General features: G+C 60.3%; 21 protein-coding genes. 4 read left to right on the forward strand and 17 right to left on the reverse strand.

The window, feature by feature from the left end:
* Window positions 1-128: 128 nt before the first annotated feature.
* Both pbpC and RRF55_RS13000 read right to left on the reverse strand, forming a co-directional pair.
* The gene (pbpC, locus tag RRF55_RS12995; protein WP_032415367.1) at window positions 129-2,453 is read right to left on the reverse strand and encodes a peptidoglycan glycosyltransferase PbpC; all 2,325 of its coding nucleotides are present in this window, start codon (window positions 2,451-2,453) and stop codon (window positions 129-131) included.
* Window positions 2,454-7,403, reverse strand: coding sequence for an alpha-2-macroglobulin family protein (locus tag RRF55_RS13000; protein ID WP_023280409.1), 4,950 nt, complete (start codon window positions 7,401-7,403; stop codon window positions 2,454-2,456).
* A gap of 205 nt (window positions 7,404-7,608) precedes the next feature.
* Here RRF55_RS13000 and sseA point away from each other — a divergent pair, with 205 nt between their 5' ends.
* Both sseA and RRF55_RS13010 read left to right on the forward strand, forming a co-directional pair.
* Entirely contained in the window at window positions 7,609-8,466 is an 858-nt protein-coding gene (gene sseA / locus RRF55_RS13005) for a 3-mercaptopyruvate sulfurtransferase (RefSeq protein WP_002913950.1), read from the forward strand.
* A 226-nt stretch (window positions 8,467-8,692) separates the two neighbouring features.
* Window positions 8,693-9,535 carry a hypothetical protein gene (locus RRF55_RS13010; protein WP_021463547.1) on the forward strand — a complete coding sequence of 281 codons (843 nt, stop codon included), beginning with the start codon at window positions 8,693-8,695 and terminating at the stop codon, window positions 9,533-9,535.
* A gap of 70 nt (window positions 9,536-9,605) precedes the next feature.
* Here RRF55_RS13010 and sseB read toward each other — a convergent pair whose 3' ends face one another.
* The 11 genes from sseB to trmJ form a co-directional block, all read right to left on the reverse strand.
* The gene (gene sseB, locus RRF55_RS13015) at window positions 9,606-10,382 is read right to left on the reverse strand and encodes an enhanced serine sensitivity protein SseB (RefSeq protein ID WP_032103694.1); all 777 of its coding nucleotides are present in this window, start codon (window positions 10,380-10,382) and stop codon (window positions 9,606-9,608) included.
* A 98-nt stretch (window positions 10,383-10,480) separates the two neighbouring features.
* Window positions 10,481-11,767 (reverse strand): aminopeptidase PepB, encoded by a 1,287-nt coding sequence (gene pepB / locus RRF55_RS13020; RefSeq protein ID WP_004185110.1) that lies wholly within the window; start codon window positions 11,765-11,767, stop codon window positions 10,481-10,483.
* Between the two features lie 70 nt (window positions 11,768-11,837).
* On the reverse strand, window positions 11,838-12,038 hold the full coding sequence (gene iscX, locus RRF55_RS13025; RefSeq protein WP_002913954.1) for a Fe-S cluster assembly protein IscX: 201 nt from the start codon (window positions 12,036-12,038) through the stop codon (window positions 11,838-11,840).
* Between the two features lies 1 nt (window position 12,039).
* On the reverse strand, window positions 12,040-12,375 hold the full coding sequence (gene fdx / locus RRF55_RS13030; RefSeq protein ID WP_002913956.1) for an ISC system 2Fe-2S type ferredoxin: 336 nt from the start codon (window positions 12,373-12,375) through the stop codon (window positions 12,040-12,042).
* A gap of 1 nt (window position 12,376) precedes the next feature.
* The gene (gene hscA / locus RRF55_RS13035; RefSeq protein ID WP_004149343.1) at window positions 12,377-14,227 is read right to left on the reverse strand and encodes a Fe-S protein assembly chaperone HscA; all 1,851 of its coding nucleotides are present in this window, start codon (window positions 14,225-14,227) and stop codon (window positions 12,377-12,379) included.
* A gap of 15 nt (window positions 14,228-14,242) precedes the next feature.
* On the reverse strand, window positions 14,243-14,758 hold the full coding sequence (gene hscB, locus RRF55_RS13040) for a co-chaperone HscB (RefSeq protein ID WP_004174835.1): 516 nt from the start codon (window positions 14,756-14,758) through the stop codon (window positions 14,243-14,245).
* Between the two features lie 74 nt (window positions 14,759-14,832).
* Window positions 14,833-15,156 (reverse strand): iron-sulfur cluster assembly protein IscA, encoded by a 324-nt coding sequence (gene iscA, locus RRF55_RS13045; RefSeq protein WP_002913979.1) that lies wholly within the window; start codon window positions 15,154-15,156, stop codon window positions 14,833-14,835.
* A 17-nt stretch (window positions 15,157-15,173) separates the two neighbouring features.
* Entirely contained in the window at window positions 15,174-15,560 is a 387-nt protein-coding gene (iscU, locus tag RRF55_RS13050; RefSeq protein ID WP_002913991.1) for a Fe-S cluster assembly scaffold IscU, read from the reverse strand.
* 26 nt (window positions 15,561-15,586) lie between these two features.
* Window positions 15,587-16,801 (reverse strand): cysteine desulfurase, encoded by a 1,215-nt coding sequence (gene iscS / locus RRF55_RS13055; protein ID WP_002913992.1) that lies wholly within the window; start codon window positions 16,799-16,801, stop codon window positions 15,587-15,589.
* A gap of 178 nt (window positions 16,802-16,979) precedes the next feature.
* On the reverse strand, window positions 16,980-17,471 hold the full coding sequence (iscR, locus tag RRF55_RS13060) for a Fe-S cluster assembly transcriptional regulator IscR (RefSeq protein WP_002913993.1): 492 nt from the start codon (window positions 17,469-17,471) through the stop codon (window positions 16,980-16,982).
* Window positions 17,472-17,705: 234 nt separating this feature from the next.
* Window positions 17,706-18,440 (reverse strand): tRNA (cytosine(32)/uridine(32)-2'-O)-methyltransferase TrmJ, encoded by a 735-nt coding sequence (gene trmJ, locus RRF55_RS13065; RefSeq protein ID WP_002913994.1) that lies wholly within the window; start codon window positions 18,438-18,440, stop codon window positions 17,706-17,708.
* A 120-nt stretch (window positions 18,441-18,560) separates the two neighbouring features.
* On the opposite strand from trmJ, the gene suhB reads away from it, so the two are divergent.
* Window positions 18,561-19,364, forward strand: a complete 804-nt coding sequence (suhB, locus tag RRF55_RS13070; protein ID WP_002913995.1) for an inositol-1-monophosphatase — start codon at window positions 18,561-18,563, stop codon at window positions 19,362-19,364.
* A 46-nt stretch (window positions 19,365-19,410) separates the two neighbouring features.
* Here the strand turns inward: suhB and RRF55_RS13075 are convergent, their stop codons facing one another.
* The 3 genes from RRF55_RS13075 to RRF55_RS13085 form a co-directional block, all read right to left on the reverse strand.
* Window positions 19,411-20,247 (reverse strand): hypothetical protein, encoded by an 837-nt coding sequence (locus RRF55_RS13075; protein WP_004174831.1) that lies wholly within the window; start codon window positions 20,245-20,247, stop codon window positions 19,411-19,413.
* Window positions 20,248-20,346: 99 nt separating this feature from the next.
* Complete coding sequence (locus tag RRF55_RS13080; protein ID WP_064153654.1) at window positions 20,347-21,327, reverse strand: nickel/cobalt transporter; 981 nt, start codon at window positions 21,325-21,327, stop codon at window positions 20,347-20,349.
* On the reverse strand, window positions 21,318-21,956 hold the full coding sequence (locus RRF55_RS13085; protein ID WP_004185124.1) for a DUF1007 family protein: 639 nt from the start codon (window positions 21,954-21,956) through the stop codon (window positions 21,318-21,320). Before RRF55_RS13085 ends, RRF55_RS13080 begins: the two co-directional genes overlap by 10 nt.
* 124 nt (window positions 21,957-22,080) lie before the next feature.
* On the opposite strand from RRF55_RS13085, the gene csiE reads away from it, so the two are divergent.
* Window positions 22,081-23,358 (forward strand): stationary phase inducible protein CsiE, encoded by a 1,278-nt coding sequence (gene csiE / locus RRF55_RS13090; RefSeq protein WP_002914002.1) that lies wholly within the window; start codon window positions 22,081-22,083, stop codon window positions 23,356-23,358.
* On the opposite strand, the gene RRF55_RS13095 is transcribed toward csiE, so the two are convergent.
* Entirely contained in the window at window positions 23,355-24,491 is a 1,137-nt protein-coding gene (locus RRF55_RS13095) for a 3-phenylpropionate MFS transporter (protein WP_004149349.1), read from the reverse strand. The genes csiE and RRF55_RS13095 overlap by 4 nt on opposite strands.
* Between the last annotated feature and the right edge of the window lie 46 nt (window positions 24,492-24,537).

Raw genomic sequence — 24,537 nt, forward strand, 5'->3', positions numbered from 1 at the left:
CATACGATTGTATGGCCTGGCGCGCATTATAATGAGCATCCCCGCCCCTGCCTACGGATGAAGGTAACATTTTGTTAAAATAAGATGATTATTGAAAACACAAACTGCCAACAACAAATTCACCCTGGTTATTGCAGGGTGAAGCTGGCGGCCGCCGTCTGACCCGCTTCATCCATCACTACCAACTGCCACTCGCCGGGTTTATCCAGCATTAGCGTGGTTCTTGCGCCGGCGGCCTCTAACGGTTCGCCATTAATAAACCACCAGCGCCGCCCCTCCCCACCGCTGGTTTGTAGCGGCAACATCACCCGCGCCTCACCCGGGAGACGTTTTATCACCGCCCCATCACGGATGCCGGACAGCACCAGCGGCGCGGTATCCTGAGTCTGTAACGGCGGGCATGACTCCGATGCCGGTCCCAGGCGCGCGCGCCGCCTTTCGCTGGCCGGCAGCCAGGGATCCAGCGGCAGCGGCCAGACTTCGACCTGGCTTTCCCGAGCGCCGGGACAATCCGCCGCCACCCGTTCGCCGTGTTCATTGCGCCACACCGGGAAGCGGATCCCGCGTACGCTCTCCTGCCCCGGCAGCAGCAGAGTCGGCGGCTGGCTGGCATCCAAAAGCCAGCTGGCCAGGCGACGACGACAGTTGCTGTCGCCCGCCGGCAGATCCTGCCCGCCAGGCCAGCAGATTGTCCCCTGGCTGACCGTTGCCGGGCGCGGATCGCTCGGCAGCCCGCCGCGGCTCATCGCCGGGCGGGCCAGCAGCAGATTATTGACCTGGTTGAGCAGCGGTACGGCGCTGGCGAAGCCAAACTGGCCCACCACCGGCGTACCGTCCGGGCGCCCGGTCCAGATGCCTATCAGATATCGCGCATTGAGGCCGACCGCCCACGCGTCGCGATAGCCGTAGCTGGTGCCGGTTTTCCACGCCAGCGGCACCGCCTGCGGCAGCGAGGCATCGGGAACCGGTTGCGCTTCGCCGGCCAAAATACGCCGGACGATCCATGCCGCCCCGGGCGACATCAGCGCGCGCTCGGTCAATGGATCGCTCGGCTTCAGGCGCAGCCGCGCCGCCTTGCCATGGCGGGCGAAGGCGCTGTACGCCGCGACAATATCTTCCAGCCGCGCCCCGGCGCCGCCGAGGATTAGCGACAGATTCGGCTCTGCGCCAGCGGGCAGCGTCAGGGGCAGCCCGGCGTTGCGTAAATTAGCCGCAAAGCGTTTTGGTCCATAGGCTTCGAGCACCTGCACCGCCGGCAGATTCAGCGACCGAACCAGCGCCTCGCTGGCGCTCACCGGGCCATGAAACCCGCTGTCGAAATTACCGGGGCGATAATCGCTAAAACGCCGTGGCACATCCTGTAATAGCGATGCCGGGTGAATCAGCCCCTCATCCATCGCCATCGCGTAGATAAAGGGTTTCAGCACCGACCCCGGCGAGCGTACCGCCGAGACCATATCAATATGGCCGAAGCGGCTGTCGTCGGTGATATCCGCCGAGCCTACCCAGCCGCGAACTTTCATATCCGTGTGGTCGACGACGACCATCGCCAGCGAACTGCGCGGCGGCAGGCGCGATTTCCAGTTCAGCGCCAGATCTTCCAGTTGCCGCTGCAGTCCGGCATCCAGAGTCGTCACCACCTTTTCATCACGACTGGTCGCCAGCGCGCGGCGTGAAAAAAGCGGCGCCAGCTGCGGCATCTGGCGCGGAAACAGCCATACTGGCTCCTCCATCGCTTCCTTTACCGCCTGCTCCGGCCAGACGCCCTGGCTGACCATTCGCGTAAGCACTTTATCACGCGCCGCCTGGGCCCGCTGCGGCCAGCGGTCCGGACGTAAACGACTGGGCGCCTGGGGAAGTACCGCCAGCAGCGCCGCCTCGCCGTAGCTAAGCCGGGCAGGCGACTTACCGAGATAGGCCCAGCTGGCCGCGCCGATCCCCTGCAGGGTGCCGCCAAACGGCGCGCGGTTCAAATAGAGGGTTAGAATGTCGCTTTTTGACAGATGCCACTCCAGCTGCAGCGCTCGCCACAGCTGGCGCAGCTTGCCGCCGAAGGTGCGTGGATGGGGATCAAGCAGGCGTGCCACCTGCATGGTAAGCGTGCTGCCGCCCGAGATAACTCGCCCGGAAGTAAGATCCTGCCAGGCGGCGCGCAGCACCGCGAAGGGATTGACCCCCGGATGGCGCCAGAACCAGCGGTCTTCATACTGGATGAGCGCCTGCAGATAGCGCGGCGACACGTCGGCGAGCGTGACCGGATAACGCCAGACGCCCTGCGCGTCGGCAAACCGCCACAACGGCGTCCCGTCTTCCGCCACCACCACACGGGCAGGCGTGACGTCATGCAGCGGCAGCGGCCACAGGCGATCGGCCGCCAGCACCGCCAGCCACAGCAGAAAAATAAACGCCGCCAGCCAGCGCCAGCGGCGTTTTACCCGAGGCAATACGCGCATTTACGGCGTCACGGTGAGCGGACCGCTGGCCGCTCCTGTCGCCCGCCACTGCGGCGCATACATCGATTCCACCTGCGGCTGCGGGACCTGATAAGTGCCCGGCGTCACCGCCCGCGCCAGATAGACCAGCGTCACCGGCTGGCCTTCATTGACAGCGACGGCAGCGACGAAACGGTCATCGCGGAACTCGATATGCTGAATATCCGCCTGCTGCATCTGGTTAAGCAGGTTTTGCACCGCGTCGCCATTCTCCTGCAGGCTGGCGCTGCTGTTGGCCAGATTCTGGTTTTCCAGCTCCAGACCGGCTGGCAACAGATCAACCACCAGCGCGTCAGGCACGTTGCGTTTGGCGGTCACCTCCAGCTTGACGAGCACCAGTTCGCCGCTGCGCAGTGAAGACAGCGATTTCTGCTGCCCCTGGGTATCGAAAATAGTGCGTTCAATCCCCAGGACGTTACCGCCCGGCTGCGGCGCGCTTTGCGGATAGCCGCTGCTGTCGAGACGCAGCCACAGCGGCTGACTGCCGGTATTACTCACCTGCAGCGCCGCCAGCCGATCGCCGTCGAGATTGCGGGTTTGCGCTTTGTCGCCGGCCAGCGGCTCCGCCTGCAGCGAGGTTTGCGCCTGCCAGCTGCCCGGCAGGTCCGCCAGCGTACGTCCGGCAAGGAACAAGGCGTTGGTTTCCTGGGTCGACAGCCAGCGCTGGCCATAGGCCTCTTCCGACAGCGTGCTCAACAGCTGATTTTGCACCTCCGGCAGCAGCTTATTCTCTTCCAGCAGCGCCAGCTTCAGGGCGTTATCGCGCAGCGGGCTACCGTAATCGCCCAGCCAACGATTCTCATCCTGGCGCGGGGTGGCAACCGCCAGCTTCAGTGCGGCGTCGCCGCGCGGCGCATCGCCCATGGTTTTCAGCGCAATGCCGAGCTGCAGCAGCGGCAAGCCGGATCGCGCCTGGTCGTGACGGCTCCAGATTTCACGCAAGGCGCCGAGCGGCGCTTTTTGCTGACGCGCCAGCACCAGCGCGGCATAGGCCTGAGCGGCAAAGCGGCTAGCCTGGGCGTCGTCGCTGTAGCGCACGGTCATCAGGCCTGGCTCCTGCAGATAGCGCAGCAGGCGCTCGTTGCCTTTATTAATGGCGTTGACCGGTACGCTATAGCCCTGCTCGCTGGCGCGCACGAGGAAGTCCATGGCGTAGGCGGTCAGCCAGTACTCTTCCGGCCCCTCTCTATCCCATAACGCAAAGCCGCCGTTTTCCAGCTGCATCTGCAGCAGGCGTGAAATACCGACATCGATGGCCGCGCGGCGTTTTTCGTCGCTGTCCCCGCTAATGCCCAGCGCCTTTAGCTGCGCCGCGCTGGTATACAGGGACGGGAACAGGCCGCTGGCGGTCTGCTCAAGGCAGCCGTAAGGATAGGCTTTCAGCTCGCGGATATAGCGGGCGAGATTCAACGGTGGTTTACCGCTGAGCAGCAGTTGGCCCTGCAGCGTTTGCGGGGCAAAGCCCTGGCTCTGCGCCGCCGGCGGCTGCCAGCTTTCACCTGGCTGCAGCACTGCGCCGCTGTTGACGGTCTGTGCCGGGTACGCCGGACGCACGCCGATTTTCCACTGTTTTTGCAGCGGGGCGAAGGTTTCGCCCGGCAGGCTCAGGCCGCTGATGGTGGCATTAACCTGACCATCGCCGAAGCCCGCCAGCGCGCTCACTGGTATAAACAGCGTGCTGCGCGCCCCCGGCGCCAGCTGTACCGGCGGCAGTTGGCCATCGGTCAAGGTCACCAGCCCGCTGGCGGTAAGATGTACCTGCAGGGTTTGCGGTTTGTCGGTCAGATTGCTGAGATCCAGCGCCAGCCGTGTGGTATCGCCGCTGGCGAGGAAGCGCGGGGTGTTCAGTTCGGCGATGACCGGGGCGGCCACCACCACTTTATCTTCGCTGCTGCCGAAGTCATCCGCCGTCCACGCCTGGGCCATCACCCGCAGCTCGCCGTTAAAATCGCCAATGGGTAACGTCACCGTGCCTTCGCCCTGATCGTTCAATACCACCGGCTGCGCCTGCTGGGCGACGATCGTCACGTGGTTGACCGGCGGTTTGCCGCCGCGTTTTAACTCGTCGCCATCGCCGCCGAAGCGCAGGCTGGCCACACGTCCCTGCCCTTCGATCACCTGGCCGTAGATGTCATAGATATCTGCGCCGTAACGCTTCTGGCCAAAGAAGGCGTTCCACGGATCCGGGGTAGCGTAATCGGTGATATTCAGTACTCCGCTATCCACCGCCGAGAGCAGGACGTTGACCCGTTTCGGCGCCTCGCCCTCTTTGACGCTGGCTTTCACTTTCACCGTCAGCGGCTGGTTGGGGCGCATTTTGTCCGGGGCCTCCAGCGCCAGCGTCAGGCGACGGTTTTCATCGCCCAGCGGCAGATGCAGCAGGCCCACCGCGCGTTTCGGCGTCGCCGAGCGGGATTTATCGCCGGGACGAACCACCAGCGTGCTGAGGTAGAGGTCGTGGCGATTCCAGGTTTTATCCACCGGGATCGACAGGTCCATCCCCTCCGCCGGGACGTCAATTTCCTGCCACCACAGCGGCCCTTCGCTGGATTCCACCATTGCGTAGCCTTTACCCGCCGCCGGGGCGGCGATGTGCAGCCTGATGGTGTCGCCCGGTTTATAGCTCGGTTTATCCAGCTTCATGGTGACCCGGTCAGGACGCGCCGCGCCGGCGCCTTCGCTGTTATCCTGCCAGCTGTAGCCCGCCCAGAAGCGCACGCTGCTGACCACGTCGTCCGGTCCTTTCACCTCCAGGCGATAGGATCCCCACTCCACCGGGAAGCTCACTTTGCCGATCTGGCCGGCCTGCAGGTCTAGCGACTCCTCGCCCTCCTGCAGATCTTTTTGATCGAACTGCGACTGCCAGCCTTCGCTGTCGGACCAGTTCCAGTAGTAGTCGCGCCGCTCGCGGATCAGCCGCACCTGGAGACCGGAGATCGCTTTTTTCTCGCCTTTGACGTCGGCATAGACGATATCAAACGCGGCGTTACTGTTTTCATCCACCACCGGCTGTTTCACGGTGGTATCGGTGCGGTAATCGTAAACGTCCTTCAGCGTAAATTGCGGGCGGATCCCCGGCAGCGCCTCGGCGGGCCAGATCGGCTGCTTAACCGTACGGGTCACCGGGCGACCGCCGGATTCCAGCAGGCTGGCCTGCAGCACCACCTGCAGCGGCGAATGGCTATCCTGCCACTGGCTTGAGGTAGTCACTTCGCCATGGCCTTTTTCGTCCAGCGTCAGCTGGACTTCATCCAGACTACGGGAGAGGTTTTCTTCCGCAATATCGCCGAACTGGAAGCCCGGCAGCGCAGCGACGGCGTCGCGCAGCGGGCGCAGGAACAGCTTGCCCTGCAGCTGGTTGCCGCTGGCCGGCGCGCCGTAGAGATAAGCGCCGCTAACGCCAAAGGTGACGTCGGCATCCGGCGCGACTGGCGCGGCCTGCGGCGTCAGGTTCAGGGCCATGCGTTCCGGCATAAAGTCTTCAACGTGGAAATCCCATTCGCGCGGCTGGTTGTCGCCGGCGCTGGCGCGAATGTGCCACATGCCGGTAGCCGCGCCGCTGTCGAGCGGATAAGTAAACTGATACAGGCCATTCACTGGTTTGCTCATCACCGAGCGGATCACCTGGCCGTCTGGCTGAACCACCTCCAGTTTCACCGGCTGCTCCGCCAGCGGCTTGCCGTCGCTATCGCGCAACAGCGCATTAAGGATCACCGTTTCGCCGGGACGATAGAGATCGCGCGGGCCAAACATAAAGAACTGTTTGCTAAAGCCGGGCGCGCCTGCGATAGAGAATTCCGCCAGATCCAGCGCCGGCAGCTTGAGGTCGAGCAGCGTGGTCTGCCCCTCTTTGCGCGCCAGCAGCAGCGCGGCTTCTTTATCGGTTTGCAGGGTGACGTGGCCCTGGCTGTCGCTTTTCGCTTCCGCCAGGGTCTGCCCTTTGGCATTGAGCAACTGCACCTCAATACCCGACTGGGCGGCGCCGTTTTCCAGACTCTGGGTAAAAACGTCCAGCCGGTTATGGTAGCGATGCGCCGAGACGCCGATATCGCTGAGGGTAAACAGCGTCGCCGCGTTGCTGTAGCTATAACGGCCCGCCGGGTTCATGACCGCCACGTAGACGCCAGGCTGCTGGAGCGGCTTGATGTCGCTCAGCGGCAGCAGCAGCTTTTCGCGAGTATTACGCGCCGGGTTGAGATCGAAGCGGCCGCTGTAGACCAGATCCGCCATCTTCAGCAGTTCATCAGATTCCCAGTTGCTTAACGAGTTACGGTATTCCCACTGACTGACAAAGGCGGAGAGCGATTCCGGCTTAATGCGGAAGAAATTAACGTCGACATTATCGACGTTCAGCGCCATCACCGGCAGCCCGGCGACCACGTTGCCCGGCAGCAGCGAGCCGCGGCTGGCAAACCCAACGCTCGGTGCGATATCGCGGGTGGTCAGGGTCTTCTCAAACGGTTTATCGAGCGTCGCCTTGTTCAGGGCGGTCAGCGTCGGGTCGACTGAGACAATCAGCTCGCGCTTTGGCTCAAGGTGACGCAGACGCAGCTCTTTCAGATTCGGCGCCAGCTCCCAGGCACCGTCCACCTTACCGCTTTTCTTGTCGACCAGATGCACGCTGCGCGAGAAATCCTGGTCCGGCTGCAGCGGGACGGAAAACGTCAGCACCAGGGTCGCGGCGCCATCCAGTTGCACCTCCGAGGCGTCGAGGAGCGTCAGCGCTTTACCCTGGCTTTTTTCCGCCAGCGCCGCCAGCTGGGCGCGGTCCGGTTTTGCCGTCGCGCCTGGGTTGCTATCCGCGGCTGGCGCCGGGGCCGAGGCCTGCGGTGTACCGCTGTCATCACACCCGGTTAATGAAAATGCGGTAAGGAGCGCCAGTGATAGCGCCGCTAAACGAAATGGTTTCATCCTTCTAACCCCTCGGCCGATGAGCCTGATGCAATTTGTCACATTTATTATGCGTTATGGCGGCGCTTCTCAACAGTGACGAAGCGGGTTTCTGCCGATTAATCAGAAAAGTGCCGTGACGCCGTCCCCACTCTGGCGTCCTTAACTTGTCAGCGCCAGCTAAAACGCCGACAATTCAGTCATGAATAATAAAACGGAGGCACCTATGTCCACCTCGTTTTTTGTCGCTGCCGACTGGCTGGCAGAACATATTGATGACCCGGAAATTCAGATTATCGACGCCCGCATGGCGCCCGCCGGGCAGGAGGCCCTGCGGGATATGGCCGCGGAATACCGCGCCGGCCATGTGCCGAACGCGCTGTTTTTCGATATCGAGGCGCTATCCGACCACACCAGTCCGCTGCCGCATATGATGCCGCGGGCCGAAGCGTTTGCCGTCGCCATGCGCGAACTGGGCGTCTGCAGCGATAAGCATCTGGTGGTCTATGACGAAGGCAATCTGTTTTCCGCCCCGCGCGCGTGGTGGATGCTGCGCACCTTTGGCGTAGAGAAGGTGTCAATTCTGGCCGGCGGGCTGGAGGGCTGGCGGCGCGACGAACTGCCGCTGGAACAAGGGATGCCGGAGGTGGCCGAAGGGGAATTCGACGTGCGGTTCGATCCTCAACAAATTAAGCGTCTGACCGACGTCCTGTTGGTCAGCCATGAAGGATCGGCGCAGATTGTCGATGCCCGTCCGGCGGCCCGGTTTAACGGCCAGGCCGACGAACCGCGCCCGGGCCTGCGCCGCGGGCATATCCCCGGCGCGCTGAACGTACCGTGGACGGATCTGGTGATTAACGGCGAACTGAAAACCGTTGACGAGCTGAACGACATCTTTTTACGTCAGGGTGTCGATTTTGAACGGCCGATCATCGCCAGCTGCGGCTCGGGGGTGACGGCGGCGGTGGTCGTGCTGGCGCTCACCACGCTTGGCGTGAACGGCGTCTGCCTGTATGACGGCTCCTGGAGCGAATGGGGCGCGCGGAGCGATCTGCCGATTGAACCGGCCCCTGCCGCTCCGTAAACACGGCGTGACCGCGGGCCTCCCGTTCCGCGGTCACTAAATAATTTCTGATTTTCTCTCCCACTTTCTTCTGCTTCTCGCTAAACCGGTTACTCTGTGCTGCCGCAGGGCTTGTTCCTGCCGAGTTCGCTTTGCCTGATGGGGAGGCAGAGCACTGGTACAGAATTCCTCAGGGCTGATAGCGCATCCAGTCCATCCCAATCTGATGTCACCACAAGGAGTGAAAATGGCATTAGTCTCTAACCCACATTCGGCTTATTCACCGCGCCTTCCCTGGCTGGGAGGTATAGCTGGCCTGCTGGCAGGCGGCGCGATCCTTTATTTTTGGCCGCAATGGAACCGGACATGGCTAAGCCTGGTGCCTGCGCCAGTCTCCGTGTATACCCGCTTTCTCGGGGTCACTCTCGAAGACGTTCCGTTAGTCACCTATTGCCATCAGGCGCTGCTGGGTTTTCTGATGGTGCTGCTCGCGCCCGGTTACGGTAAGTCTACCCTTGCCGCGTGGATGATGCATAACCCAGCGTCAAGCCGGCGCTGGCCCGGCGAGGTATTCCGTGCCTGGGTCACAAAATTTGGCCTGCTGGTCATGGTCTTTTGCAATCTGTTCTTTTTGTCCCGGGTCCCATCCGGAACCCTGGCGTTATATATTTTTATTCTCCAGCACATCAGCGTTGCCGCGGCGGTGGCGTCAGGGGGGCTGCTCCTGCGTGACGCCCGGCGCCTGGCCCGCACGTTCGACGCTCAGCTGGCGGACCTGCGTCTTCTCATGATACTTACCCTCGGGTTCCAGACGATTTTGCCGGCGCAGATCGCGCTGATGAGCGCCCGGGGCGTGAATACGCCGCTGGGCTGGTACATTGTTATCGCGCAAATGGCAGGGGTGTTACTGGCGTTTATGCTGGTCGGCGGGCTGGTGGCAGCGCTACGTTCTCTGCTGGGCGAAGAGAGGTGCCGGGCCTGGCGCGGGGATATGGCGCTCTTCAACGGCATTGTCACACTGTGCGTGACGGGATTTCTCCTCTATCACATGGTGTCTGCCTATCCGCGAATCTTTGCCGCCCTGCATTAGCTTTTGCCACCCCGCTTTTGTGCCTCGAACTGGAAGCAGAAAGAAACAGCGGGGGCTGCCGCCCCCGCTGTCAGATGATGCGGTTCTGCTTAAAATCGCGCAGGAAGCTGCCCCAGCGCTTTTCATAGAACGGCGTGATATGGGCAATCATAAAGTGGCTGATGCCCTTCTCGCCTTCCACCACCTGGCAAATATCGATCGGTTCGTCGCCTGGCAAGGTATCGGTGGCCACGCTGCCGGTGGTCTGGATAATGGCTTCAATATCCCCTTCCGCTTCAATCCCGATCAATAAGTTGGCCGGCGCGTCGGCGCGCTCTTTAATCGAGCACAGAAACGCCCGCTTGACGGTCTTCAGCGTTTTGAACAACGTGGTCAGCGAATCGACCATCTGCGCCGGCGGTTCGGCGACTTCAGACAGCAGCAGCGCTTCGCCGCCTTCCAGTACCGTCTGGGTGCTCAGTGGGCTGCCCTCTTCGCCTAACAGATGGCTGATTTCCCGTGGGGTGAACTCTTTGCCGCTCGGCAGCTTCGGGTTGAGGAATAACGATTCGCCCAGCGTCATCGCCATCAGCGTGCGGGCCGGCATCATCACGAAGGCCTGTTCATCCGCCACCGCCTGCTGCAGCGCCTCCAGCGAGGTAAAGAATGGGATCACCGAGGTACCGTCGTCTTTTTCCCAATGCTGCAGATCCAGCGTGCTATCTTCGACAATCTGCTCGCCATCGGCTGCCCTGCCCGGCACCCAGACGGTGGCCTCCAGCAGCGCGCTGAAAAATGCCGGACGATGGGCGGGCTCAGTCGCCGCTTTTTCCAGCAGGGTTTCTAATTCATTTTTTGTATCTGACATAGTTTGGCTACTTCACAATGAATTGCCCGGCGGCCATTCGTCCACGCGGGCATATGGTTTTCCTGGCCGGGTAAGCGCAGCGCCACCCGGCAAGGCCATTACTCAGCTGTCAGCAGGTTAGCAATGGTACGCACGCCAAGCCCGGTGGCGCCCGCCGACCACTGCTCAACGGCAGATTTGCGGTAGGTTGCCGAACAGTCGATATGCAGCCAACCCTGATGGTAGTTTTCCACGAAGTGGGACAGGAAGCCCGCCGCGGTGCTGGCGCCGGCCGGATAGGCCGCGCTGCCGGTGTTGTTCAGGTCAGCAAAGTTGGACGGCAGCTGGTTGCGGTGGAACTCGGCCAGCGGCAGACGCCAGAAGGCTTCGTTTTCCGCCTGAGCGCTCGCCAGCAGGCGATTCGCCAGCGCATCGTCAAAGCTGAACAGCGCGTGGTAATCATTGCCCAACGCGGTTTTCGCCGCGCCGGTCAGGGTGGCGGCGTCGATGATCAGCTCTGGCTTCTGCGCCGAGGCGTCAATCAGGCCATCCGCCAGCACCAGGCGGCCTTCCGCGTCAGTGTTCATAACTTCAACGGTTTTGCCGTTGCGATAATGAATAATATCGCCCAGTTTGAAGGCGTTACCGCTGATCAGGTTGTCGGCGCAGCACAGGAACAGCTTCACGCGTTTGTTCAGACCGCGGGTAATGGCGAAAGCCAGCGCGCCGGTGATAGTCGCCGCACCGCCCATATCGGATTTCATCGAATCCATAAAGGCGCTTTGCTTGATGCTGTAGCCGCCGGAATCAAAGGTGATGCCTTTGCCCACCAGGCAGGCGTATACCGGCGCCTCTTTATCGCCGGTCGGGTTGTAGTCCAGCGCCAGCAGGACCGGCGGGCGCTCGGAGCCGCGGCCCACGGTATGCAGACCAAGATAGCCCTGCTCGCGCAGATCTTCGCCTTTGGTGATGCGATAGCTTATCTTCTCACCCGCCACGCCGCACAGCAGGTCGACAGCGCGCTGCGCCAGCTGCTCCGGACCCAGCTCTTCCGCCGGCGCATTGATGGTGTCGCGCACCCAGTCGATGATCGTCAGGCGGTTATCCAGCTCGCTGCGCTGCGCGTCGTCAAGGGATGGCCATTCGACCTGACGCTGACCTTTCGGCCCTTTATAGCCGGCCCAAAAGGCCCAGGCGCGATCGGTGTTCCAGCCTTCGCCGCTCAGGGCGACGTGCTTGATGCCCATGCCGTCAATTTTGCGCGCCGCGCGCTGGATAAGCCCGAGGTCGTCTTTACCGTTGAGATGTAGAGCGATGCCGTCGTTATTGATGCTCCAGGTCGCTTTTTCTCCCCAGCGTCCATCGGCTGGCTGAGTAGAAAGCGTAATCTTCATAGCTTCGGTCATTATCATTATCCTTCTTAGCAAACGGGCCACCCTATGGCAGCCCGTTAAAATGTTTTCGCTTAACGCGAAATTATTCGGCCTCGTCTAGCCAGACTAGCAGAATCGCCTCGAGAATTTTTTCATTGGATGCGTTTGGATCATCATCAAACTCTTCCAAATCGCAAATCCACTGATGCATGTCGGTAAAGCGAACGGTTTTCGGGTCGAGATCCGGGTAAGCGTCGTACAGCGCTTCGCCGATTTCACGGCTGTCGGTCCATTTCAGTGCCATATTAGTGCTCGCGTGCGTGATTGATGGTGTAACGCGGGATCTCAACGACCAGATCTTCGTCGGTGACGCGCGCCTGGCAGCTCAGACGGCTGTCAGGTTCCAGCCCCCAGGCTTTATCCAGCATGTCGTCTTCATCTTCGCTACTTTCCGCCAGCGAGTCAAAACCTTCACGCACGATGCAGTGGCAGGTGGTGCAGGCACAGGATTTTTCGCAGGCGTGTTCAATTTCGATACCGCTACGCAGCGCGGCATCGAGAATGGTTTCACCGGTCTCAGCTTCCACAACGATGCCATCCGGACACAGGTCCTGGTGGGGCAGAAATACAATTTTTGGCATTTTAAACCTCGTCCACGGATTGGCCTTTCAGCGCGATACGGACCGACTGATCCATACGGCGAGCGGCGAATTCCTGGGTTTGTGTGTCGATATTTTTAATCGCTTCTTTAATCGCGTCAGCGTCGTCGCCTGCCGCTGCGGCGCGTACCTGCTCCGCAGCGGCATCGATGGCCTGACGCTCCGCGGCGCTTAACAGCGCGGCGTCGGCGGCCAGCGCGCTTGTCAGGCTCTCCAGTACGCGCGCGGCTTCCACTTTCTGTTCAGCCAGCATGCGCGCCTGAATATCCTGTTCGGCGTAGCTCATCGAATCTTTAATCATGGTGGCGATTTCGCCATCGGTCAGACCGTAAGACGGTTTCACCTGGATGGAGGCTTCCACGCCGGTCGATTTTTCCATCGCCGTAACGCTCAGCAGGCCATCGGCATCCACCTGGAAGGTAACGCGAATATGCGCCCCGCCCGCCGGCAGCGCCGGGATACCGCGCAGCGCAAAGCGCGCCAGCGAACGGCAATCCTGGACCAGCTCACGCTCGCCCTGCATCACGTGAATGGACATCGCCGTCTGGCCATCTTTGAAGGTGGTAAACTCCTGCGCGCGGGCCACCGGAATGGTGGTATTACGCGGGATCACTTTCTCCACCAGGCCGCCCATGGTTTCCAGGCCTAACGACAGCGGGATAACGTCGAGCAGCAGCAGTTCGCTGTCCGGCTTGTTGCCCACCAGGATATCGGCCTGGATCGCCGCGCCGATGGCGACAACTTTGTCCGGGTCAATGGAGGTCAGCGGAGTGCGACCAAAGAACTCGCCAACGCGCTCACGCACCAGCGGCACGCGGGTCGAACCGCCGACCATCACCACTTCCAGCACTTCTTGCGCTTCAACGCCAGCGTCTTTTAGCGCCCGACGGCAGGCCATCAGGGTACGTTTTACCAGCGGGGCAATCAGATCGTTAAACTGGCTGCGGGTGATATCGCCCTGCCAGCCGCCGACCTCGACGTGCGCTGCCTCGGCATCGCTCAAGGCGATTTTCGCCGCGATGGCGGCATCCAGCAGCTCACGCTGCAGACGGTTATCGCTGCGGTCGCTGAAGCCCGCCTGCTCGCGCAGGTAGTCAGCCAGCAGGTGATCGAAATCATCGCCGCCGAGAGCCGAGTCGCCGCCGGTGGCCAGCACTTCAAACACCCCGCGGCTTAAACGCAGAATGGAGATATCAAAGGTGCCGCCGCCGAGATCGTAGACCGCAATGACCCCTTCCTGGCCGGAGTCGAGGCCGTAGGCAATAGCCGCCGCGGTCGGCTCATTGAGCAGGCGCAGCACGTGCAGGCCCGCCAGACGCGCCGCGTCTTTGGTTCCCTGGCGCTGAGCGTCATCGAAGTAAGCGGGAACGGTAATGACCACGCCGTCGAGTTCGCCGGCCAGCGCTTCGGTCGCCCGGGCGGCCAGCGCTTTGAGGATATCGGCGGAGACGCGAATCGGGTTCAGCAGGCCGCCGGCGGTCTGGATCATCGGCAGGCCGTTTTCACTGGCCTGCAGCTGATACGGCAGATGCGGGTAACGGTTTTGAATATCGGCGAGAGAGCGCCCCATCATCCGCTTCACGGAGCTGATGGTATTGGCAGGATCCTGAGCGGCGTTAAGCCGGGCGTCATAGCCGACGGTCAGCCCCGAAGCGTGGTAGTTCACCACCGACGGCAGCAGATAGCGGCCTTGATGATCGGGCAGAGTCTCGGCCTGGCCGCTACGCACGGTAGCCACCAGAGAATTGGTGGTGCCCAGGTCGATACCGGCCGCCAGACGACGCTGGTGCGGCGCGGCGCTCAGGCCGGGCTCACTAATTTGTAATAAGGCCATAATTGCTTCCGAAAATTAAAAATCGAGCAGTTTTTCTTCGAGTTCTTCAGCACTGCTGCGCAGTTTATCGAGGAAACGGAGCTTACGAACCGTGTCCGCCGCCGCCTCCCAGCTCTCATTATGCAATTGGTCAACCATCAGCTGCTGACGGGTATCAAACAGCGCTTTCACCCGTTTGATAAAACCTTCCAGCCGCGCGTCGTCTTTCGCCTGGCCGATCTCATCCAGCTCTTCGCGCAATTCCAGCTGTTCCATCAGGAACGCGGTATCGCGAACGGTATGCTGCTCGCTGGCCAGATCGAAGCCATGCAGCGAAAGGAGATATTCTGCGCGAGTCAGCGGATGGCGCAGCGTCTGCCAGGCCTGGTTTATAGTGGCGGAATGCTGAACCGCCGCAAGCTGTTCCGCCGCAGGCGCGCTGGCAAATTTATCCGGATGGTACTGGCGCTGCAGATCCTGATACCGGACAGCCAGTTGTTCAAGCGAGAGGGTATAGCTGGCTGGTAACCCGAAGAGGGTGAAATAGTCCATAGTAACCTCAGGGTCATGCATCTAAATTAAAACCCCACGCGCGGCGTGACCGCGGTGGGGTTGAGGAGTACCGATTATACGTTAAAGCTTTCGCCGCAGCCGCACTCATCTTTGACGTTAGGGTTAGTGAATTTGAACCCTTCGTTGAGGCCTTCTTTGACGAAGTCCAGCTGAGTGCCGTCGAGGAATTGCAGACTTTTGCCGTCGATCACGACCTTCACGCCTTTGTCTTCAAACACGGTGTCTTCAGCCGCCGGCTCGTCAACAAACTCCAGTACATAGGCCATACCCGAGCAGCCGGAGGTTCTTACGCCCAGGCGCAGGCCAAACCCTTTACCGCGGTTCGCCAGGAAGGCATTGACTCGCGCTGCTGCACTGTCGCTAAGAGTAATCGACATAACAAAACCTCAACTAATTATTTTGCTTCACGTTTGCTTTTGTAATCCGCAATCGCGGCTTTAATCGCGTCTTCCGCCAGGATCGAGCAGTGGATTTTCACCGGCGGCAGTTCCAGTTCATCGGCGATATCGGTGTTCTTGATCGCCTGCGCTTCGTCCAGCGATTTGCCCTTCACCCACTCGGTAACCAGGGAGCTGGAAGCGATAGCGGAACCGCAGCCGTAGGTCTTGAAGCGCGCGTCTTCAATGATACCTTCATTGTTGACTTTAATCTGCAGCTTCATCACGTCGCCGCAGGCCGGCGCGCCGACCATGCCGCTGCCGACGTTCTCGTCGCTGTTGTCAAAAGAGCCGACGTTGCGCGGATTCTCGTAATGATCGATAACTTTTTCGCTGTAAGCCATGATGAATTCTCCTTATTGGTGCCGAATTAGTGATGTGACCATTCAATGCTGTTCAGATCCACGCCCTGTTTGAACATTTCCCACAGCGGAGAAAGCTCGCGCAGACGGCCAATGGATTTGCGAATCAGATCGATGGCATAGTCAATCTCTTCTTCGGTAGTGAAACGACCTAAAGAGAAACGAATAGAACTGTGCGCCAGTTCATCAGTCATGCCTAACGCGCGCAGCACGTAGGATGGCTCAAGGCTCGCGGAAGTACAGGCTGAACCGGAGGAAACCGCCAGGTCTTTCAGCGCCATAATCAGCGACTCGCCTTCAACATAGTTGAAGCTGACGTTAAGAATGTTTGGCGCGCCCTGCTCGAGGTCGCCGTTGAGGTACACTTCTTCCATATCCTTCACGCCGTTCCACAGTCGGTTGCGCAGCGTGCGCAGACGCGCCATCTCGCTTTCCATCTCTTCTTTGGCGATACGGTAAGCTTCACCCATGCCGACGATCTGGTGAACAGGCAGAGTACCGGAACGCATACCGCGCTCGTGGCCGCCGCCGTGGATTTGCGCTTCGATACGAATACGCGGCTTACGGCGCACGTACAGCGCGCCGATGCCTTTCGGACCGTAGATTTTGTGACCGGAGAAGGACATCAGGTCAACTTTCAGCTGGCTCAGATCGATAGGCAGCTTGCCCACGCTCTGGGTGGCGTCTACGTGGTAAATGATACCGCGGGCGCGACACATCTCGCCGATGGTAGCGATATCCTGCACCACGCCGATTTCGTTATTCACATGCATGATGGAAACCAGGATGGTGTCGTCACGCATCGCCGCTTCCAGCTCTTTCAGATCGATAATCCCGTTGCTCTGCGGCGCCAGGTAGGTCACTTCGAAGCCTTCGCGCTCCAGCTGACGACAGGTATCCAGAACCGCTTTATGCTCGGTTTTGCTGGTGATGATGTGCTTGCCTTTTTTCTGATAAAAGTTGGCTGCACCCTTGATCGCCAGGTTGTCGGATTCAGTCGCACCAGAGGTAAAGACGATTTCGCGCGGGTCGGCGCCGACCAGCTCGGCAATCTGATTGCGGGCGATATCAACCGCCTCTTCAGCCTGCCAGCCAAAACGGTGGGAACGGGAGGCCGGGTTACCAAAGGTCCCGTCCATGGTCAGGAACTGCATCATTTTCTCGGCAACACGCGGGTCCACCGGCGTGGTTGCGGAGTAATCGAGGTAAATCGGTAATTTCATTGCTCTTAAACTCCGTACATCACTCAATGCAAGGAATCAGGCAACCGGCTTGATGTACGACCGAGTACACGGAATGTCGGAGCATCCCGGCCTGATTCTGAAAGCTCTTTATAATCGTTGTCCCGCCGTTTCGCGCCGCCTTGCCCTGTCAGCCGCAGCCCGAAACGGGACGGGTCACTCAGGCGCGCAGTTTAACGTCAATCGCGTCCTGGGTGCGCGCATTGCGCTGGGTTTCGTGCTGATGCTGACGACCGGAAACATCGAGGATCTCCTGGTTATTCACCAGTTCCCCGAGGGTGATATTGTTCAGGAAGCCGGTCAGGCGCTCGCTCAGGTCGCGCCACAGCGCGTGAGTCAGGCATTTATCGCCGCCCTGACAGCCGCCCTTGCCCTGGCAACGGGTGGCGTCAACGGATTCGTCCACGGCGCTAATGACTTCGCCGACGGCGATACTGCCGGCATCTTTACCTAACAGATAACCACCACCTGGGCCACGAACGCTGGAAACCAGGCCATTTTTACGCAGGCGAGAGAACAGCTGTTCCAGATAGGAAAGCGAAATTCCCTGACGCTCTGAAATATCTGCCAACGGCACCGGGCCCGTTTCAGAGTTGAGCGCAACGTCAAGCATCGCGGTCACGGCATAACGCCCTTTAGATGTCAGTCTCATGTCTTACTTAACCTCAAACTCGCCCCTGGCCGGGCTTTTTATTAATATGGGTATTGCATAGCAGGGCCAAGTCTGACATTCCCGAGTAATTTGGTCAACTATTTACTTGACTGTTTTAGTCAGGTATTTGGCTTTCCGTGCCGTTTTACTTCCGCATAGCCTGATACCTTCATCCCGCCAGGCGAGCCCGATTCGTTGCCCGGATAAGCGAAACGCCATCCGGCGTTAACGCGGTTACTTACCTTTATTCTGCTGCTCAATAGACGCCAGCATGCCGCGCAGGATGTTCAACTCCTGGCTTTCCGGACGCGCGCGGGTGAACAGACGACGCAGCTTGTTCATCACCTGCCCCGGATGATTCGGGCGGATAAAGCCCGTCGCCAGCAGCGTCTGCTCAAGATGGTCGTAGAATCGCTCCAGATCGTCCACCAGCGGGTACGGCGCCTCTTCATGCTCAACCGCCGGCTGCGCTTGCTCCTGCGCCGCCAGCCAGGCCATCCGCACTTCATAGGCGATAACCTGCACCGCCATCGCCAGGTTCAGCGAGCTGTACTCCGGGTTGGCGGCGATCGCCACGTGATAGTGGCACTTCTGCAGTTCATCGTTGGTCAGACCAACGCGCTCGCGGCCAAAGACCAGCGCCACCGGCGCATGCTGACCTTCGGCGACGCTTTTCAGACCGCATTCGCGCGGGTCGAGCATCGGCCACGGCAGCGTGCGGGAGCGCGCGCTGGTGCCAACCACCAGGCTACAGCCTGCCAGCGCTTCATCAAGGGTATCGACAATCTGCGCGTTGCCGATCACGTCGCTGGCGCCCGCGGCCAGGGCTATCGCCTGCGAATCGGGTTTGACCAGCGGATTGACCAGCCACAGGTTAGTTAAGCCCATGGTTTTCATCGCGCGGGCTACGGAGCCCATGTTGCCGGTATGGGAGGTTTCTACCAGTACGATTCGAATATTTTGCAGCATTATGGTTCTTCGGCTAAAGATTATTCGTGCATGCTACCATAAAACGGAGACATAAGCAGATTTGGCTGCTATTATATGCGCCGTTTTTTCCCGTTCTTTAACATCCAGTGAGAGAGACCGATGCATCCGATGCTGAACATCGCCGTGCGCGCCGCGCGCAAGGCGGGTAATTTAATTGCCAAACACTACGAAACGCCAGACACCGTAGAAACCAGCCAGAAAGGCAGCAATGATTTTGTGACCAACGTCGATAAAGCCGCCGAAGCGATTATTATCGAAACCATTCGCAAATCTTACCCGCAGCACACCATTATCACCGAAGAAAGCGGTGAACACGCTGGCGAAGAGCAGGATGTTCAATGGGTTATCGATCCACTGGATGGCACCACCAACTTCGTTAAACGTCTGCCGCACTTTTCTGTTTCCATCGCCGTACGCATCAAAGGGCGTACTGAAGTCGCGGTGGTCTACGATCCGATGCGTAACGAACTGTTTACCGCGACCCGCGGCCAGGGCGCGCAGCTGAACGGCTACCGTCTGCGCGGCAGCAACGCTCGCGACCTCGACGGCACCATTATCGCGACCGGCTTCCCGTTCAAAGCGAAGCAGCACGCCACCACCTACATGAATATTCTCGGCAACATGTTTACCGAATGTGCCGACTTCCGTCGCACCGGCTCTGCCGCGCTGGATCTGGCCTATGTGGCCGCCGGCCGCGTTGACGGTTACTTTGAGATCGCCCTGAAACCATGGGATTTCGCCGCAGGCGAGCTGATCGCCCGTGAAGCTGGCGCGATTGTCTGCGACTTCACCGGCGGTCATAACTATATGCTGACGGGCAACATCGTTGCCGGTAACCCGCGCGTGGTGAAAGCGATGCTGGCGAACATGCGCGAGCAGCTGAGCGACGCGCTGAAGCGTTAATCTCTTACTGATGTCAAAAAGGAAGCCGCGGCTTCCTTTTTTTATGTCATTTTATCATGTTGAGGATCTGGCGAATCACCGCATTACCGCCAATACAGAGCACCGTCAGGCCGCTAAATAAGGCCAGCGGTCCGCGCCAGCGCAGACAGCCCTGCGTCCCCAGCCAGCGCCGGAAACACAGCGCTATCCCTACCGTCGCCAGGCGGGCTAACAGCACGCCGACCATCGCCGGAACCAGCAGCAGCCATCCCCACAGCGGCAGCTCATACTGCTGCGCACTGAGTAAAATCCATACCAGCTGAAACGGCAGATAAAAGCTCAGGGCAAAGATCAGCGGAATGCGAATATTGCCTGCCGGTGCGGCAACGCCCTGAAAGTCGCGCCAGCCGTCGCGCAGCAGTATTCCAGCCAGCACCAGCGTGGCCAGATAGCATACGTCGTTAAAGATGCCCACGATCTGCATTAGCCTGTCGCTGCTTAGCTTACCCATAAACGCGAAACGCCAGAAAATGATCACCAGAAAACCGAACTGCAACACCCAGCTGCGCAGGATCCAGTCGACCATCTCCCGCGGCGAGGGCTGGTTATGCACAGCCCAGGCAACAATGGGCAGTTTACTGTGACCGGGATGACAAAAGGCCAGCACGAAGCCCGACAGCGTTAGGGTGGCGTAGGCCACCAGCGGAATATCCGCGACACTCGCCACCCCGAATCGCATAACATACGGCATAGCGTGGTAGACACGCACCAGATCTGACGGCCACCAGCTGGCCAGGGCTGGAAACCAGAATACGATCGCCAGGCCCGCCAGCAGCCCGGCGGCGCCGGCGCAGCCATAATAGAACCGCCCGCTCTGCGCGGGAGAAACGATATTTGCGGCCATAGCGACTCCTTGTCATCCGCCGAAAAGCGGAAAACTAGAGCATCGCTTCGCCAGCGGCAAGCGCTGGCGCCCACTTTAGGATTTGCGCCCGGCGTCTGTCTAAAACGGACGGATCCCACCGCCGGCAGGGACGGCGCTGAGCCACATCACCCCTGCCGCCGCCAGCAATATGACGCCGCCGGCCAGCGCCAGCGTCGCCCAACTAACCTGCTTCCATAACGCTGGCGCCTGATGGCGACTGAGGCGGATCGCCAGTTGGCGGAACCCATGCACCAACAGCGCCAGCGCCGTGATAGTCAACGAGGTTCCCGCCGCCATCGCCAGCGCCGCCGCCATCCCCCAGCCAAAAACGCCGATTACCTTGCTGAACAGCAGAACCATGATCGCCCCCGAGCAGGGACGCATGCCCATCGACAGGACAATCGCGGCGCGAGCCCGCCAGTCGTCGCCGGCCTGCAGCTGCTCCGGGGCCGGGAGATGCTGATGCCCGCAGCCGCAGTGTTCGTTATGAACATGATGCGGGGTAAAAGCGGTAAACGTTGGCCGGCGCAGCAGCAGACGCAGCTTTTTTAACGCCCGCCAGCACAGCAGCAGCCCTAACGCACCCACCAGCAAATAGCTCCCCTTCTCCAGCCAGAAACTGCTGAGGTGCAGCTGGCGCGCCGGCAGCTGCAGCAGCGCCAGCACCACGACCACCAGCGCGATGGCCACCAGCCCCTGTAATAAAGAGGCGGCCAGCGTCAGGCCAATGCTTGATTTCAGCTGCGCGGGATGGGTGGCAAGCCAGGTCGTAATGACAATTTTACCGTGTCCGGGCCCTAAGGCATGAAGCACCCCGTAAACGAAGCTAAACCCCAGCAGCGACAGCCCTGCCGCCGCCGGGTTCTCCGCCACCGCCTGCAGCAGGCGGCTGAGTTCCAGGTTTAGCGAACGCTGCCAGACTGCGCTCTGCATCAGCACCTGCGGCCACGCCCGCCACAGCCAGATGCCGCCGATGATGCTCACCGCCAGCAACAGCGCCAGCGGCCACAGCGCTTTCCAGCGCGAAGATCGCGCACGCGGAGTAAAAATTACTGACATGTCAGGGTCACCTTCTGGGCAAAATAGCTTCCCAGCGCCATATCCTCCGGCGGCGCATCCGCTTTATCCAGCGACTGGGCGTATGAGAGCATTTTGTCGTTCGGTTTTGGCGTCATCACCGTTGCCTTACAGGCGGCCCGCAGCCCTGCGGGCAGGGAAAAATCGCTATCCTTGTCATAAAACATATCGACGTAGTAGGTCGGGTCGAAGGTGGAAAAGGTAAACGTCTGCCCGGCAACGGGTTGCGGCGTCGCCAGCGGCAGAGTAAAGGTGAGTACCGCCTGCAGTCCGTCACGTTCGAGGCCGTAACCGTCGGGACGATTGTCAAATTTAACCCGCTGACCGTTATGCCACAGCTCGCTGAAATAGTGCTGACCGAGCACGTTGGCCATCACCTCCGCCGCCAGCTTTTTCCAGACTTCGCTGCCCGGTTTGGCGTTTCCGGCATCATAGAGCAGATCCGATGAGGTAATTTCATCCATCGTCCAGCGCATTTTAAAGGCGCTCAGCAGACCATCCTTGACCACCGGCTCGCTTTGCAGGCTGATGAAGCTATGCGGATGCGCAGCGGCCGACCATGATAAAACCATGAAAAACGCCGCGCTTGTGCATTGTTTCACTCTGTTCATCTGTTCCTCACGTGAAAAATTCTGTGAACTTCGCCAGCAATCCTGAGTAAAAGCGGACGCTCTTCCCTGCCCACGCCGCGGTCATTGTCTATCCTTAGCGGAAACCCTAACTGGAACTTACCAGATGATGACCGTCATTGAACCACCATCTGCGCTTTCCAGTCCACAGCGCCGTAGCCAGGTGCTCCTGATGTTTTATCTGCCCGGACAGTCGGTGACGACTGAACGGCTTGGCAGGATCAACCTCGTTGATGAGACCACGGCCCGGCAGGATATTGAGGAGACCGGACGCGAAATTCAGCGTTACCACCGTTTGACCCTCCAGTCACAGGTGGACGGCAGCTATCGGATTGAAGGCGCCGCGCTCGACCAACGTTTATGTCTGCTGCATGCGCTGCGGCGGGGGCTGCGCCTCTGCCCACAGTTCGTTAATCATCATTTTACCCCGGCGCTGAAAACGCAGCTTAAACAGGAAGGCATTGCCCGCACCTTATACGATGATACCAATCTGCAGGCGCTGGTGAACCGCTGCGCGCGGGCGCTCAATCGCCAGTTTGACTGCCGCGACGTGCAGTTTCTGCGCTTGTACCTGCAGTACTGTCTGCTCGAACATCACCGGGGATACTCTCCGGACTTCAATGAGGAACAGCAACGCTGGGCTCAAACCGCCGCCGAGTTCACCCTGGCGCAGGAGATTGTCCGCCACTGGCAGCGTCGGGTCGGCGCTCCGCCCCATGTCGGAGAACCTTTTTTCCTCTCGCTGCTGTTTATGTTGCTCAAAACCCCCGACCCGGTCCGCGACGGTCACCCGCACGATCGCCGCCTGCGGCTGGCTATCTCCGGCCTGATCCACCGCTTTCAGATCCTCGCTGGCAGAGCGTTCAGTGATGAGCAGGGGCTCAGCGATCAACTCTATATTCATTTGTCGCAGGCGTTGATCCGCAGCGTGTTTGCTATCGGCATCGACAGCACGCTCACAGAGGAAGTGACCCGGCTCTACCCTCGCTTACTGCGTACCACCCAGGCGGCATTGAGCGAATTCGAGGAGGCCTGGCACATCCGTTTTAATGAGGAAGAGACCGGTTTAATCGCGGTGATCTTTGGCGCCTGGCTGATGCAGAAAAGCGACCTGCACGAGAAACAGGTGCTGTTGCTAACCGATGACAACCCAGCTATTGAAGAGGCCCTGGAACAACAGCTGCGCGAACTAACGCTGCTGCCGCTGAATATCAAATACCAGAGCGTAGAGCGCTTTCAGAAGGAAGGTGCGCCCAAAGGGGTGACGCTTATCGTCACCCCCTATGCGACGGCGCTGCCGCTGTTTTCGCCGCCGCTTATCCACGCGGAGAACTACTTCACTGAACGCCAGCAGCAGCATATCTGCGCCATGCTCGAGGACTAGGCCGCCACCGCTTTTGGCCGTATAGCCATCGCCGGGAGCGTCAGCAGGGCCATCACCCAGAATACGCCCTGGTGCAGGTGCTGATAGAGGAAACCGGCGAAGACGGTCATGATGGCAATACTGCCGCCCATCGCCACCGCGGAGTAGACGGCCTGCAGACGGATCACTTCGCTACCCTGACGGGCGGCGATATAGCGCATCGCCGCCAGATGACACACCGTGAAGGTGCCACAGTGAAGGATCTGCGCAAGGATGAGTCCCGGCAGCGCCGTGGTCCAGCCCATCAGTCCCCAGCGAATCAGCCCGCAGACGGCGGAGAGCAACAGCAGGTCGCGGGCGCTGAAGCGGCGGAACACCTTTTTACTCAACGCGAAGATCACCACTTCCGCCACCACGCCTAACGACCACAGATAACCTACCGCCGAGGCGGAATAGCCGGCCTGCTGCCAGTAGATGGCGCTAAAGCCATAGTAGGCAGCATGCGCTCCCTGCAGCAGACAAACGCAGGCGAGAAAGCGCCAGCTTTGGCGCACCAGCGTCAGCCAGGCCGCCATTCCGGCCCCCTGCTGCTGGCGCGACTCCCCCTGGGGCATCACCGACGGCTTAAGCAGCATGCCGAGCAGCATCGAGGCGACCCCCAGGCTTAGCATCAGCAGGATCGCCCGGTAATCGAACAGGCTCACCAGCTTGCCGGTCAGCGCCGAACCAATCACAAAGGCAATAGAGCCCCATAGCCGCACCCGGCCATAGTCCATGGTGATCTGCTTTTGCCAGGTGTTGGCCAGAGCATCCGTCAGCGGCACCAGCGGCGAAAAGAACAGGTTGAAGCCGATGATGATCGCCAGCAGCCATGCTACGTGGCTGCCGGCCCAGAAGGCCAGCGCGAAGAGCAAGGTTAACAGCGCCAGCACGCGCAGCGCGGCGATCAGCCGGGAGGGATCGCTCACCCGCGGGGCAATCAGCAGACTGCCGAGAAAACGGGCCACCAGACCGGCGCCAAGCAAAATGCCGATGGTTTCCGGAGTCAGCCCGTTTCCGGCCAGCCAGACGCTCCAGAAGGGCAGAAAAATACCGTAGCTAAAAAAGTAGGTGAAATAACTGAGCGCCAGCCAGCGCGTGGAGTGCAAGACCATGATTTCCTCCCGAATGGTGGCGATAGTCTGGCGATAAACCCCGGCG

It is taken from the genome of Klebsiella sp. K47, from assembly GCF_051858335.1.
GTDB classification, from domain to species: domain Bacteria; phylum Pseudomonadota; class Gammaproteobacteria; order Enterobacterales; family Enterobacteriaceae; genus Klebsiella; species Klebsiella pneumoniae.

Excerpts from the sequence above, each read along its gene's own strand:
- pbpC (WP_032415367.1), bottom strand. The coding sequence starts at position 2,453 with ATGCGCGTATTGCCTCGGGTAAAACGCCGCTGGCGCTGGCTGGCGGCG.
- RRF55_RS13000 (WP_023280409.1), bottom strand. The coding sequence starts at position 7,403 with ATGAAACCATTTCGTTTAGCGGCGCTATCACTGGCGCTCCTTACCGCA.
- sseA (WP_002913950.1), top strand. The coding sequence starts at position 7,609 with ATGTCCACCTCGTTTTTTGTCGCTGCCGACTGGCTGGCAGAACATATT.
- RRF55_RS13010 (WP_021463547.1), top strand. The coding sequence starts at position 8,693 with ATGGCATTAGTCTCTAACCCACATTCGGCTTATTCACCGCGCCTTCCC.
- sseB (WP_032103694.1), bottom strand. The coding sequence starts at position 10,382 with ATGTCAGATACAAAAAATGAATTAGAAACCCTGCTGGAAAAAGCGGCG.
- pepB (WP_004185110.1), bottom strand. The coding sequence starts at position 11,767 with ATGACCGAAGCTATGAAGATTACGCTTTCTACTCAGCCAGCCGATGGA.
- iscX (WP_002913954.1), bottom strand. The coding sequence starts at position 12,038 with ATGGCACTGAAATGGACCGACAGCCGTGAAATCGGCGAAGCGCTGTAC.
- fdx (WP_002913956.1), bottom strand. The coding sequence starts at position 12,375 with ATGCCAAAAATTGTATTTCTGCCCCACCAGGACCTGTGTCCGGATGGC.
- hscA (WP_004149343.1), bottom strand. The coding sequence starts at position 14,227 with ATGGCCTTATTACAAATTAGTGAGCCCGGCCTGAGCGCCGCGCCGCAC.
- hscB (WP_004174835.1), bottom strand. The coding sequence starts at position 14,758 with ATGGACTATTTCACCCTCTTCGGGTTACCAGCCAGCTATACCCTCTCG.
- iscA (WP_002913979.1), bottom strand. The coding sequence starts at position 15,156 with ATGTCGATTACTCTTAGCGACAGTGCAGCAGCGCGAGTCAATGCCTTC.
- iscU (WP_002913991.1), bottom strand. The coding sequence starts at position 15,560 with ATGGCTTACAGCGAAAAAGTTATCGATCATTACGAGAATCCGCGCAAC.
- iscS (WP_002913992.1), bottom strand. The coding sequence starts at position 16,801 with ATGAAATTACCGATTTACCTCGATTACTCCGCAACCACGCCGGTGGAC.
- iscR (WP_002913993.1), bottom strand. The coding sequence starts at position 17,471 with ATGAGACTGACATCTAAAGGGCGTTATGCCGTGACCGCGATGCTTGAC.
- trmJ (WP_002913994.1), bottom strand. The coding sequence starts at position 18,440 with ATGCTGCAAAATATTCGAATCGTACTGGTAGAAACCTCCCATACCGGC.
- suhB (WP_002913995.1), top strand. The coding sequence starts at position 18,561 with ATGCATCCGATGCTGAACATCGCCGTGCGCGCCGCGCGCAAGGCGGGT.
- RRF55_RS13075 (WP_004174831.1), bottom strand. The coding sequence starts at position 20,247 with ATGGCCGCAAATATCGTTTCTCCCGCGCAGAGCGGGCGGTTCTATTAT.
- RRF55_RS13080 (WP_064153654.1), bottom strand. The coding sequence starts at position 21,327 with ATGTCAGTAATTTTTACTCCGCGTGCGCGATCTTCGCGCTGGAAAGCG.
- RRF55_RS13085 (WP_004185124.1), bottom strand. The coding sequence starts at position 21,956 with ATGAACAGAGTGAAACAATGCACAAGCGCGGCGTTTTTCATGGTTTTA.
- csiE (WP_002914002.1), top strand. The coding sequence starts at position 22,081 with ATGATGACCGTCATTGAACCACCATCTGCGCTTTCCAGTCCACAGCGC.
- RRF55_RS13095 (WP_004149349.1), bottom strand. The coding sequence starts at position 24,491 with ATGGTCTTGCACTCCACGCGCTGGCTGGCGCTCAGTTATTTCACCTAC.